Here is a 12593-nt window from a genome sequence, read left to right as displayed (position 1 = left end):
GGGATCAGGCCGGAATAGAGAGCTTACCGACTCGCGCGGCGACCGACTTGTAAAAAATTGACGACCGCGGGTCAGAAGCGCGCCGGCGTGATGCCATACGCATCCCGAAATGCACGGGTGAAGTGACTTTGATCGAAGAAGCCGACCGCATGGGCTATTTCGGTGATCGGTCGGTGTCGGTGCTTTCGCATCAAGGTGACGGATTTCTCCAGACGCAGGCGCAGCAACCATGCGTGCGGCGTCATCCCGACGGTGCGTTTGAACAATTTCAAGAAACGAAAGCGGTCGAGATCGAGTAGACGCGACAGGTCTTCCAGCACGATCTTGTCGGCCGCGTACGCCTCGGCATAATCACGGACCTTTTGAATCTGCTCCACCGTCAGCGTACCGGACAGGTGCCGCTGAGAAGGCAGTTTCAAACGGGCGAACAGCGATTCAAGTAGTTCCAGCGCCGACGTTTCATCGGCGATCCCATCGCTAGCCGGGTGTTGGAGCGCCGTATGCAAATCGAGCAGATGCTCGGCCAGAGGACTGTCCTGCAATACGATGGCCGACTGCGACGGGAAGGCGCTGGACCCGGTGACTTCCTCACCGAGTCCTCGCAGCAGGGAAGGGCTCAAGCGAAAGGTTCGCAGCGTGTAGGGATCGGCGCTGGCTGCGGTGCCGTCGTGGACTTCGCCCGGAGGCATCAACATCACCGTGCCGCGTCCCAGAAAGAGGGTTTCGCCGTGAAAAGACTGACGCTGCACGCCGCTTTGCACCAGCCCGATGTGGTATTCGAGATGATAGTGCGGCTCGAAGCGGAAATTGGCGAACTGGGCGCTGCTCAACGTCAGGCCGGGAATGGTGCTGCAATGCGTGTATTGCACTTCCTCAAGCATGGTGACACTCCCGGCTGACCGATCAGATGGAACGCTTGGTGCCGAACGCACGCCGTGTGGACGAGGGGAGGCCCGCGGGTCGATGGCGGAAACAACGCCGCTAGAGGTCGCATTATAAGAGAAATGTCGACGACTCGCGGTGTGCGAGGTTCCGGTACGCGACAACCGCGCCCACGCCAAGCAGCGCGACTGAGACGAGAAGGGTCTCTTCCACGCCACGCATGAAAAGAGACGGCTCGGTATGACGAACGAAGAAGCCGAACAAGGCGACGCCGATGACGCCGCCGATTTGTCGCGCGGCGTTCAACAAGCCCGATGCGATGCCCGACTGCGTATTGCTCACCGCGCCAATCATCGACGTCGTGATGGTGGGAATCGTCAGCGCGATACCGCTGCTGGCGAGCAACATCGGCACGACGAGCAGCCAATAGGATTGCACCGCAAGCGCAGGTAGCATCAGCAGATAGCCGGCAGCGGCAAGCAGCAGGGCGATCGTCGTTAAAGCGCGTACCCCGATCCGGCCGACGAGGCGTCCGGCGACCAGATTCATCATCATCAGGATCGCCATCATGGGCAAGAAGGCCAGCCCAGTGCGCTCCGGCGTCAAATGCCAGATCAACTGGAACAGAAGACTGAACGTAAAGACAATCCCATAAAAAACGAGATTAATCAGCAAGCCGATGACCGTCGTGCCGACGACGATTTTATGGCTGAGCAAGGCCGGCGGCAACATTGCCGCTGGGTTATGTCTCTGCAGGCAAAAGAACGTAACGCCCGCGGCAATGCATACGAAGAAAGCCCCTATAACGATAGGGCTCTCCCAGCCCAGGCGGCTCGCTTCGGTTAAGGCAAAGGTGAGTGCGGCAAGGGTAGATGCGGCCGTCACTTGTCCGCTGAGATCCAGTCGTCGATCGGCTTGCGGCGCCGTTGTGGGGGCGTACCGTGCGGTCAGCGCCATCCCAATAATTCCGACCGGCACGTTAAGAAGAAAGATGCTGCGCCATCCACACAGGGCGACCAGGAGGCCGCCAATCACCGGACCTGTTGCCAGCGCGATGCCGCCGCCGGCGCCCCACCAACCGATCGCCCGGCTTCGCGCGGTGGCGTCGTCGAATGCCTGACGCAGTACCGACAAGGAATTTGGGACAAGCAAGGAAGCACCGATCCCTTGCACTAGCCGCCAGATGATCAACGCCGACAGCGAGGGGGCAAGGCCGCATCCCACCGAGGCGAGCGTAAAGATTGCATAGCCGGCCATCAGGATGCGTTTCGCGCCGAAACGATCACCGAGTGCACCGGCCATCAACAAGGTAGATGCGAAGACGAGCGCATAGGCGTTGACGACCCACTGCAGGTCGGTGACGTCGGCGCGAAACGCGCGCCGTAACGCATCGAGGGCGACGTTGACGACGCTGACGTCGATCAAGACCACGACAAAACCTAAGCACGCTGCTATCTGCACAAAGACCGGGTGCGGTTGGGAAGCGCTGCGCATCAAGGCACCTTCTAATAGAAAGGCCTCAGCGTAGAAGATTTTCTTCTGTGCGAATATTCCGTAGAATCGCAAGCGTGATAGGAGAAAATGCACAGATGTTCGATTGGGAAAACCTCCGCTTTTTTCTGGCGATTGCGCAATTCGGGAGCCTGTCGGGCGCTGCGCGCCATCTCAAAGTCGACCACGCCACCGTGAGCCGACGCCTTGGCGCGCTGGAAGCCGAGCTTCAGTTGCGACTGGTCGATCGCTTACCGCGCGCGAGCGTGCTAACCGAGTCGGGCAGAAAAGTGCTGGCATTCGCGGCGAGTATGGAGGAGGACGCCTTTTCGATCGCGCGTCTTGCGCAAGCGGACCAAGTGCCGATGCAAGGCAAAGTTACCGTGAGCATGCCGCCGGTTCTCGCGACTAACTTCTTTGCCCAACAACTACGGATCTTCAGCGAGCGCTATCCAAACATTCAGTTGTCGGTCGCGAGTCAGACGCATAGCGTGTCGCTGGGGCGGCGCGAAGCCGATATCGCGGTGCGGCTATTCCGACCGGAGGAGCCGGGCAACGTAACGCGCCGAATCGGCACGATGCCGTTTGCGGTATACGCCAGTCGCGACTATTCGGCGGCGACGGATCCGGCGACATGGGGTGTTATTGCCTATGATGCGCAATTTGCCGATATGCCGCATCAGAAATGGCTGCTTGCGATCGCCGCCAAGCGTCGAATCGTGTGTGAGCTGAGCGACATCACCACGCAGCACATGGCAGCGCGCACCGGCGTGGGGGTGGCGGGCTTGCCCGTATTCATCGGCGACAACGATCCCGTGCTGCAGCGTCTGCCATTTGATGGCGAGCCGTTTCACCGTGAGATATGGCTCGTCGTGCATGCTGACCTAAGGCATACGCCTTTGATACGCACGGTCATCGATTTCGTCTCCGAAGCGGTCGGCAGGACCTTTAACGTGGAGGGGCAGGCGTAAGCACCGCGTAGCGCTTCAGGCAAGGTGTCGGCGATGTGGCGAGCGGCCGACGATTTGTGGATCTGCCGGAAGGCGGGGGCTGCTAGACTGCAAAGACCTGCCGACAACGTGCCCATCGCTGCTTACCTGGAAAGCCACATTATGGCGTCACCCCCTCGCATTGCAGTGCTGACTGGTGCCACCGGTGGGATTGGCCGGTGGATCGCATTGGGACTGGCGCGCGCTGATTATCACCTGGTGGTTATCTGTCGAGATCGTTCCCGCGGCGAGGCGCTGACGCAATGGCTGGTACAGCAAACGTCGTCACCTGTGACGCTCGATATCCGACTTGCCGATCTGTCATCGTTGGCGGAAACACGCCAGGTGGGCGAACGAATCGCGCGCGACTATCCGTCGATCACGCTGCTGATCAACAATGCCGGCATTTTTCGCGCGGATTGGCGTACGACATCGGAGGGCCGCGAAGACGTGCTGGCGGTTAACCACTTATCGCCGTATCTGCTGAGCGATGTCTTGGAGGATGCGCTGCGAGCAGGGGCGCCGTCGCGTATCGTAAATGTGGGTTCATCAACGTCCGATAGCGGGCGCCTGGATCCGCACCGGCTCGAACGCGGAAAAAGTGCACGCTTTGCGATATGGGATAGGGTCCGCGCGTATCGCGAATCGAAACTGGCGATGATGCTCGCTACGTTCACGCGAGCGGAGCGCCTTCAGGGCAGCGGTGTAACGGCCAATGTCGTGCATCCCGGCATGGTCGCGACGGGATTGATTCGCGAGCGTGGCGCGATCGGCCTGGCTTGGAAAATCATGGCACCGTTTTGCTTGAGCGAAGAACAGGGGGCAAGGACACCCGTGTTCGCCGCCCTCGACCCAAGCTGGGCTGCGCTGACCGGTAAGTATCTTAAAAAATGCGCTGTTGCGCGCCCCAATCCTTGTTCCGCGGACGCACCGCTGAGGGATGCAGTGGAGGTGGCAACGCGTGGGTTGATAGCGGAGACGGTTGGCGCGCAGGCTCGCTGATGGAAAGTGCTTCGGGTGCGTCCGGGGCGTTTTTGTCGCTACTGATCGTTGTTGCTTGCGTTACTTCTTAGGGAAATATCGGAATAGCGACACGCCGAAAGACGGCGGGTCTCCTTCGCGCTTCATTTTCTTGACGCCACTTCGGAGGTCGACCCACTTCGGATTGGGCCAGCCGAAGGTGGTGAAAATACGTTCCGCCATGCGGACGATTTTATTGAATTTCCACGCGCCTCGAATGGCGAAAAGGGAAGTGAGACCCAATGCGACAGGCGCTGCCATCATGCCAAAGCTGACGACCTCGGCCCAAGAGTCGGTGGTTGGATAAACGACTATCATTAGAAACGCATACGATATGAACGCCACAACAAATGTCCACATCACGCAAGCCTTGACGTGTGCAAACATCCCCCGTGTACAGTGCGGATAAACCGCAGTGAGTCCGTCGGCGGGGCGGTGTATTGCATATCCTGTCCATTTCCCTTGGATGTTCTCTGCAACCACCCAAACCTCATCGCCCTCGACGAAATTCGACGCCCATACGCATACCTGGACGCTTTTACCGTCCAACTCAAAGTTGAGTATGTCCGCTCTCTCCGTCGTGATATCGGACATGCTCGACAGCGACGCTCCGATACCGTCATTACCAGAGATAAAGTCCGCTAGAACCGCAAGCGACAATTTGCGCTTCTGTTCGTCAGAAAAGAGAAAATCTGCTGATCCTCTCCTTTGCCTAAGTTTGGAAATCGTACCATGGAGGAGGGCCGTTGTTGAAGTCGGTGATATTTTGGACATAGTTAGCTACTTTTGTCGTTTACCTACAGAGGCAATGCAGAAAGCTTTGCAAGCTACGCGTCTAATTAGGTTACAGACAACGCTTTCTCAAAATTTTTATGGGAAATGGTAACTTCCTCTGCGGGATTCTTAGGGGAGGCTCCGAACGGACACTCTATCAACCAAGCCTGAAGATCGTCGTTTTTGAAATAACTGTAGAGGACGCTAACGACTGTTACGGCGATAGCGACTTCCCAGCCGGCAGCGAAGAGAGCTATTCGCGCTATCAGCATGCCTGCCCCATCTGCGGCGACGACTTCCACGCCCAGGCCAGTTGCTGCAACTCGCGCGGCTGATTCGCCCGCGTATGAAATTGATTCTTTTTTCGCAATGTTACTGAGCCCCTCGCCGGCCGAGCCTGCCAGCTTTTTCGCTGCCGCTGCCTTCGCGCTGGCGCTGGCCATTGTGACGTGTGCTTTTGCAAGGAATGCCATCCGGCCAGGTCCTACTACTGACAGTAGATATGGCGCTGCATAACAGAATGCAGTAACCAAGGCTGCTCCCGTAGTCCATCCGGCGAGCATTATTTTTGTGGCAAAGATTGCCCCGGCTGCTGGATTATGCGCAGTGTCTTTCTTTCGATGACTTACATCTAGCACAACCGAGATAACCGCAGATATGCTGCCCAAAAATCCCGAAACTGCCTTCATATTGGAAATAGAATATTTTACGGCATCCCCGAATCTTGCCTTCATTGCATCCGTCGGCACTTGAAGCAAGACGGATATAGTTGCCAGGCTACTGGTCACGATCATCGCATAATCTTCGCCGGTCTTATCGGCCTTCGCCGTTGCACATAGCAGCGATATGACCTGAAATATCGCCATGAGCCCAGCCATCTTGATCGCAAAGCGGGCTTTCTCACCATCGCTCGAATAAGTGAGATGCAGCTCTTTTTGCTTCACTAGATCCGCATAGTTTTCGTCACTTTGCACCGTGGCTAGCGCCGTGAAATAGGCGGTCTTTGCAGGGATGCCCCGGGCTCGCATAGGTTTGTAGACCTTGTTGAATCGATCTAATATCGTCGCGTCATATTTCATTGCATCCTTGATGAGTCCCACTGTGTCTGCAGAGGTCACACCGATACGTAATACTGACGCTGCTTGGAGGATATAACCACCCACTGTGGCACCGGCGAAGCCGGCACCCGAAAATTTAATGATGTCCGGACCTAGCGTAACCGCGAGGCGATCGATGCCAATCGCTCCAGTCAATCGTTCTGAAAGTGTGATTCTTTCCTTTAACGCATCCCGTTCGGCCGCGTCCTTCACCGCCTTAACGAACGACGTCATCTTGTCGACCGCAGTTTTAATCTTCGTAACCGCCGGGGCTAGCTTTTCGAGCTCTGGATCGAGGCTATCCGTTTTGCTCGCTTTAGCAGTCGACAACAGATCTTTTAACTCTATCTTTGCTGGTCCCTGATTTAGCGCGAAGGCACGCCAAAGTAGAGAGTTATCGTCGGTCGGATCCATATTATTAAAGTATGCCGATACGATTGCCGCGCCTGTTGGTTCCGACGGCATACCCAGGAACGCTTCGGCGATGACTCCTTCGAATGCTCGTCCGTCGCAGATGTCGTTGTCTCTGTAGTCGTTCAGTGTGGCTAAAAAAACCGGCGCCTTTAACCACTCGCCGACGTCAGCAGCGCGATCGCTTTGCAGATTGATAGTCATGGTTTGAAGAAGCTTGTAGTGCGTTTCGAACGCGTTCATCTTCGTCCGATCAATCTCCTTCTCATACTTAGGCCAGGCAGCATCGCCTAGCTTTTTCGCCTCTGATGGGCTGATCACCCCTGCGTCGGCTATACGCTTCTCCGTCGCCGCGTCCTCTTCGGGCGTGGTTGGGGGCGGTGCTACGGGAATCCCATCCATGCTTCCCCCGCCAGAACTGAGAAATGCTTCCCATCCAGCCCTCAAGCTTGATCGCAACTGGCTTTTGCTTTCGACCGCACCGGCACGCACGGCGTTTTCCGCCGCAGAGATACATCCAATCGTGTCGATTTGCGTTGCATTTTCCGCCATATAATGCGTCAGCATCCCTGCTGCATCGTTACGGAAGCCATTCAGTTCGTGCACGTTGCCAACGCCGTCCCACAGAGCGAGCACCATTGGGGGACGCGGGGTGCCCTGCGGATTTTGGCCCGCGTCGGTCATGACCTGTAGCAGTTGCTTGCTAGCCTCGAGTGGGGTCATTTGACGAATTTGTAGCGGATAGCGCGTATACACAGCGCTCACCCCGTTCTCATCAAAGCCACCGCGGTCGTCAGTCGATATTTTGTAGGGGTTTTGCGGTTGTAATCGATTCGCGTCGAATCCGGGATTGTATTCCAGCACTCTCTCGATTGCCCCCGTACTTGCCCGGATGGCATGGCCACTGGCGTCGCTGCCGAACGAAATCCAGTCGGCGGGATGGATGGACTGCATCCGTTTGCCGCGTAGCGCTGTGTCGTTTTTGTAATTATCAAACGTTCCTGCGTGCCATTGAAATTCTGAGAAGGCAACCCAGACTGTCCCGCATTTCTCGGGGCGTTCGATTACGATGATGTCGCTACGATTAGGTGATGCGCTAGTGTCGCAAGCGTCGGGCGTGGGCGGATTCAGCGCACTAACGGCTAATGGCATCGGGCACTTGCGGAATCGGCCCTTTTGCGAGATCGCGTAAGCTTCCCAATAGTTTACGCCTCGTGCGCCTTTTTCGTAAAACAGGTATAGCCAGCCCTCGCGCATGATGCGAACGCCGTACGAGCTGCGTGCCAGCGCAACATCGGTTATGCCTTTTCCGGTAATTCCAGAGGGCAACTGTCGCGGCACCGTTTTCGGAAACACCGTGTAGCGAATCGGAAAGATCGGCAGCCCGGTTACTTTGCACGCTTCGCAAGGGGAATGTGAGGTCATGAATATGTTGGAAATGGGTGCGTTGTAGGTTGGTCAATAGGCCTTAGCCTGCGTGACGATTAGCCGATTTCAAGCGCTAATGACCCGTCACAGCGAACTCTGCCGAATAGCCGAGATATCGCTGTCGCTCAGGACACTCAACGCCTCACTGTAAAACGTATCAGGACCGATGGCGCGCATTGCATGTCGTACGACCGGATGCATATCGAAACGGGGGTGCCACGTGAGCGCGTGCAAAATGAACAACGCTCTATCCGCCGCATCCTCGATGTCGTAAGCCTCGTATCGCTGCGCAGCCTCGACAGCAATTTCGATATCGCGCGGCAATGGTTGACGTTGCTCGTCCAGCATCATTAAACCCAACGCGCGGTTGATGTGTTCGTGTGCGCGGATTGCTTCCCATTGTGTCTCCTTTAACTGGAGATGAGCGTGCAAAGCGACGCCTCCCTGATAGACACAAGGCCTCGCGCATGCATCCAGGGTGTGCCACGTTCCCACGGGGCCCAGCAATACTTGACGCTGCCCATCGCTTAGTAACGGCCACAGCAGTGCTATTGAGCGGCTATCGTAGAACCGTAATGCATATGCGCGCTCTCTTTTGTCGTATTGAACGATCATCGAGGCCCAATAATTCGCGAGTTCCGATACGTCTGCCGCTGTCGCGATCCATCCACCAATCCGTTGTCCCATGCCGCTAGCCACCCGTTCGGGCGAGCGATCTTCAAATGCAAGTTGCACGCTGTTATAAAACAGCTTGGCATCGCGCTGCTCGTTGAGGTTAAGCACCGCAAGACGGGGCGCGTGCTCAGCGGGGAAGGATGCATGCGGCACCGGCAAAGAAACCCAATCGAGTTCATCGAACCAGGGGCGCTGCGTTGTTTCGCCTTCTAATGGCGAAGTTGACGGATCGGTCATCAGGATACATCGACCTTCATGTTGGGCCGTGTACATTCTGATCAACGATCTTGCGTGCGATAGCGCGTCTGAATCGGATAAAGCCATTGTTGCATCGTCCTCTCTAACTCAATGCGATGACCGAGGCGCTGCTCGCCGCTGCCGCTGTCGTCCGGGTTGTACACGGCACATCCACGGTGTTGATTGGGACCGGGATAATCGCGGACGCTTGGCCTTCGACGGTGAACGCCCCGCATTTTTCGAGGATCGTGCCAGGCGTGCCCGATTCGATACCGTTTGCATTTATTTTGATATAAGAACCCTTGGCGCCGATCCAAATTTCGTTTGCGGCAGTGAGCACGATTTTTCCATTGGCACTCGAAATGGTAAGGTCCTTAAGTGCATTGAGGGCCATCTCGTCACTTTGTGCTTGAATCTCGACCTTGCCCTTTGCGGCGAATAGCTTGATCCCGGCGTTTTGTACAAACAAACTTATTTTCTCAACGACGCTTGCGACTAATGACTTGCCCACCGCGAGGTGCGTGCTTTGGCCGCTGACCAAAGTGATCTGTTTGTTCGCGGCGACATGCGTCGAATCATTTGTCGCTAGAGCGATTCCTGAGGCGCTGCCCATGAGCATTACGGGACTTGAAAAACCGTTGGCGCTTCCGGTGCCCCCGCCCGCTGTATTTCCCCCGGTTCCTGTTCCGCCCGCCACGCCGTACTGTGTCGCGTTATTAAACGTCTTCAATGCGTCTTGCCCGGCCTGCAAGGTCTCCGCTTGATTAGAAACACTCGCCTGCGACAGCCGCTCGATCAATGTCTCAGCGCTTGCCAACTGGTCGGTCGAATCCGATACGGCCAGCGGTTGCGACGACGACGTCGCGTGGGTCGTGAGATATAGACCTTGCGCGGCTCGTATTGCGCCGTAGGCGTCCGATTTCAGATCAAATCCGCTTCCAAGATAGGCGCCACGCGCATTGCCTTCGTGCTCGACAAGATACCCAAGATGGAGATGCGAATTTTCCGAGCTCGAATACAACTGCGTGCGGTTTTGTCCTGTCGCATCATCCATGACGAGTTGGTTATAGCCCGTCCCGCCGTATTCCTTCGACCGATATCCTGATAAAAGCCCGTTTGTATGCCATTGCGGCGTAGCCGAGCCGTTGTACAGTCGCGCAATGATGACCGGACGATCGATATCGCCGCCGATGTAGTCAATCAGCACTTCTTCGCCAGCACGCGGTTGTTGGACGTGTCCATAGCCTGTACCTGCGTGGGATTGGGCGATACGCACCCAGCAGGAACCCGTTTCATCCTGGTTATTAATTCGATCCCAGGGAAACAAGACGCGGACACGATTCAACGAGTCAGTGTAAACCTCCTGACCGGCTTGCGTTACCACGATGGCGGTTTCGAGGGTAGCGGGTGGCTTAGGATGTTCGAATGGGCTACGGAAGGGAACTGATGTTCGTTGCGCTTCTATTTCGACAAAGTAAAATCCATCCGAACCGTTTCCGTCACCACCCCTAGCCTTGCTCAACGCCGACGACATTGCGCGTCCAAGAGTCGCAGCGCTTTCCGTTCCTGGCGTCGACTCCTGACTAGCACGTGCTGTAGCGATGGCCTCTTGTAGGCTATGCGGATAGTCTGCTCCGGTCGTTCCGACGGAAAGGTTATTTTCTATCGACCAATGCACGTCAATGATCGCAAATTCTTTTGTTCCGCTATCGTCGGTATCATGGACCGGATGATCGCGAAGGGTAAATCGTTTTCCAGCGTCCACGCCTCGTACTGCCCCTGACCCATAAAATCGCTTGGCACGGGATTCCCATTCCTCCATTCGAATACGAGATAGCGCATCGCCGCGTGTTTGAGCGGAATACGTGTAACTGCCGGTGTATTCGTAGACTTCGGCCTGCGAGGGCAGGGCGCCCTGAGTAGGAAGTGTTGGGGTTTGCGTCCCTTTTGCGCCAGTTCGCACGGCAGGATTCTTGTAATCGAAGGTACGGGTGGTGTAGGTCGTACTCTGCAAGGTGCGCGTACCGGACCACTGTGTGAAGGCATTGACGTCGGCGTCGATATCAGCACGATAGAAATTGACCGACTCGGGCGTTAGCGAATCGATACTCGTCAAAGTGTCCGTAATCACCAAGGTATGGCCGCTGCCGTCAGCAGCTTGTTGCCAAAAGCCGAACCATCCCTCGTGCTCCATCGTGCGATGGACGAAATTCCAGTCCGTTTCGTTTTGCCGGCAGTAGGATCGATTTGGTATCTCACGACTTAATGCGAACCGATAACGGCCGGCTGCTTCCGGATGCTGATCGAAAACGTCCGATAAAATATCCACCACACTTCGGTCATTCCACGTCCGCTGATCGCGTCGGAATTTAAGGAAATGCATCCAGGAAGCCGCGGTTATTTGGTATGAAGTGAGCGTGCCATCTGACCCAAGTCTTCGTGCCGTATGAACATAGCCATGCAGGGCTTGATAAGCGTTCTCTGGCATTTGAATGCCAAGGCTGATGGGTTGCGCAATGAGCGTTTTCAACGGAACGTCGGGTGTCGTCGAGACCAGATCGATCGTGAATTCGAACTGGCGCCCAAGCCGGGAGTGTCCTACCATTCGTTCAGGAATGAGTACGCCGTCGCCGAGCGGCGTCGTCAGTACCAGTAACCGTTCCTGTTGCGTTAAGGCCCCGGTCAGGTCGTCAAGTATGCTCATTGTTGCTCCTCTGCGCGTTACTTATGCTACCGCTCACTAGTTCGATGCTCAACTTGTGCGCCGTCATGGCGAATTTATACAGAAATGTATTATAGCGCGTAGTGGAGTGAGACTGAAATGTCTCTCGGGCCCGCGTATCTTCAAATATTATTCATCGTGTTTCCGTGTGGAAATCTTCCAAGTGCCTTGCACATAGGACTTCCAGCAGCAATGAAGGCAGGTAGGAGCAATGCAGGCGGTCTCGAGTGGTGTTCGAGATGGCATTGGATATTCCAGAAGACGACCCAATTTATCGCGCTGGCAGTACAGGCGGTGAGCGAGATACCGTCAGTTCATGCCGCTCATCACTATCTATTAGGCATTCGGATTGTAGAGTGTGAGGGGCCGATGTTATATTTCTCTGCATGGCACGATCGTAGGTTCATTACGCTCGTCGATGTAGTGACATACATATCCGTACAATTTTTCCAGGTGATGATGCTGTGCTAGGGAGTGGGATAAATCCCCTAAGCGAACGGGGGTGTTATTGAGATTTGAGAATGCAGGGAAGAATTTTCTACAAATTATAATATCCTCGATTTCGGTATAATCGAGGAATATATTAAGCCGCTGAAATAGCATTGTCTAACACGGTGCGATCCAGCGTCATTTATGTGCTCTCAGCGATTTGGCCAGTTTGGTCAGTGCGGAAAGGCATGGGCATTCTGACGCAGATACCCATAAAATCCTGCAAATGGTTATCGGGTCGGTAGGCGCGTCCGAAGCCATTTTCGGTTTGGTCGGCGCGGCGGCAGCGCTGCTGATCTATCAGCGTATCAAGTAGTACTAGCGGCCGCTTTCTTCGGTATTAGAGAATGTGGATAGAAGCGTCGTCGCTCGTATCGC

General features: G+C 55.7%; 8 protein-coding genes. 2 read left to right on the top strand and 6 right to left on the bottom strand.

The window, feature by feature from the left end; genetic code table 11:
* Positions 1-71: 71 nt before the first annotated feature.
* Positions 72-881 carry an AraC family transcriptional regulator gene (locus tag ABEG21_RS16810; protein WP_347557789.1) on the bottom strand — a complete coding sequence of 270 codons (810 nt, stop codon included), beginning with the start codon at positions 879-881 and terminating at the stop codon, positions 72-74.
* A 112-nt stretch (positions 882-993) separates the two neighbouring features.
* Positions 994-2376, bottom strand: a complete 1383-nt coding sequence (locus ABEG21_RS16805) for an MFS transporter (RefSeq protein WP_347557788.1) — start codon at positions 2374-2376, stop codon at positions 994-996.
* Positions 2377-2471: 95 nt separating this feature from the next.
* Here ABEG21_RS16805 and ABEG21_RS16800 point away from each other — a divergent pair, with 95 nt between their 5' ends.
* Positions 2472-3344 (top strand): LysR family transcriptional regulator, encoded by an 873-nt coding sequence (locus ABEG21_RS16800; RefSeq protein ID WP_347557787.1) that lies wholly within the window; start codon positions 2472-2474, stop codon positions 3342-3344.
* Positions 3345-3485: 141 nt separating this feature from the next.
* Complete coding sequence (locus tag ABEG21_RS16795; protein WP_347557786.1) at positions 3486-4364, top strand: SDR family NAD(P)-dependent oxidoreductase; 879 nt, start codon at positions 3486-3488, stop codon at positions 4362-4364.
* 60 nt (positions 4365-4424) lie between these two features.
* Here ABEG21_RS16795 and ABEG21_RS16790 read toward each other — a convergent pair whose 3' ends face one another.
* The 4 genes from ABEG21_RS16790 to ABEG21_RS16775 form a co-directional block, all read right to left on the bottom strand.
* Positions 4425-5156, bottom strand: coding sequence for a putative type VI secretion system effector (locus ABEG21_RS16790; RefSeq protein ID WP_347557785.1), 732 nt, complete (start codon positions 5154-5156; stop codon positions 4425-4427).
* Between the two features lie 65 nt (positions 5157-5221).
* On the bottom strand, positions 5222-8089 hold the full coding sequence (locus ABEG21_RS16785) for a T6SS effector BTH_I2691 family protein (RefSeq protein WP_347557784.1): 2868 nt from the start codon (positions 8087-8089) through the stop codon (positions 5222-5224).
* 87 nt (positions 8090-8176) lie between these two features.
* Complete coding sequence (locus ABEG21_RS16780; protein WP_347557783.1) at positions 8177-9004, bottom strand: DUF4123 domain-containing protein; 828 nt, start codon at positions 9002-9004, stop codon at positions 8177-8179.
* 103 nt (positions 9005-9107) lie between these two features.
* Positions 9108-11708, bottom strand: coding sequence for a type VI secretion system Vgr family protein (locus ABEG21_RS16775; protein ID WP_347557782.1), 2601 nt, complete (start codon positions 11706-11708; stop codon positions 9108-9110).
* Between the last annotated feature and the right edge of the window lie 885 nt (positions 11709-12593).

The organism is Robbsia sp. KACC 23696 (assembly GCF_039852015.1).
Classification (GTDB): domain Bacteria; phylum Pseudomonadota; class Gammaproteobacteria; order Burkholderiales; family Burkholderiaceae; genus Robbsia.
This window is presented reverse-complemented; position numbering and strand designations above follow the sequence as displayed.

Bases quoted from the DNA above. Each gene is read 5' to 3' on its own strand.
- ABEG21_RS16800 (WP_347557787.1), top strand. From the start codon at position 2,472: ATGTTCGATTGGGAAAACCTCCGCTTTTTTCTGGCGATTGCGCAATTC.
- ABEG21_RS16795 (WP_347557786.1), top strand. From the start codon at position 3,486: ATGGCGTCACCCCCTCGCATTGCAGTGCTGACTGGTGCCACCGGTGGG.
- ABEG21_RS16790 (WP_347557785.1), bottom strand. From the start codon at position 5,156: ATGTCCAAAATATCACCGACTTCAACAACGGCCCTCCTCCATGGTACG.
- ABEG21_RS16810 (WP_347557789.1), bottom strand. From the start codon at position 881: ATGCTTGAGGAAGTGCAATACACGCATTGCAGCACCATTCCCGGCCTG.
- ABEG21_RS16805 (WP_347557788.1), bottom strand. From the start codon at position 2,376: ATGCGCAGCGCTTCCCAACCGCACCCGGTCTTTGTGCAGATAGCAGCG.
- ABEG21_RS16780 (WP_347557783.1), bottom strand. From the start codon at position 9,004: ATGACCGATCCGTCAACTTCGCCATTAGAAGGCGAAACAACGCAGCGC.
- ABEG21_RS16775 (WP_347557782.1), bottom strand. From the start codon at position 11,708: ATGAGCATACTTGACGACCTGACCGGGGCCTTAACGCAACAGGAACGG.
- ABEG21_RS16785 (WP_347557784.1), bottom strand. From the start codon at position 8,089: ATGACCTCACATTCCCCTTGCGAAGCGTGCAAAGTAACCGGGCTGCCG.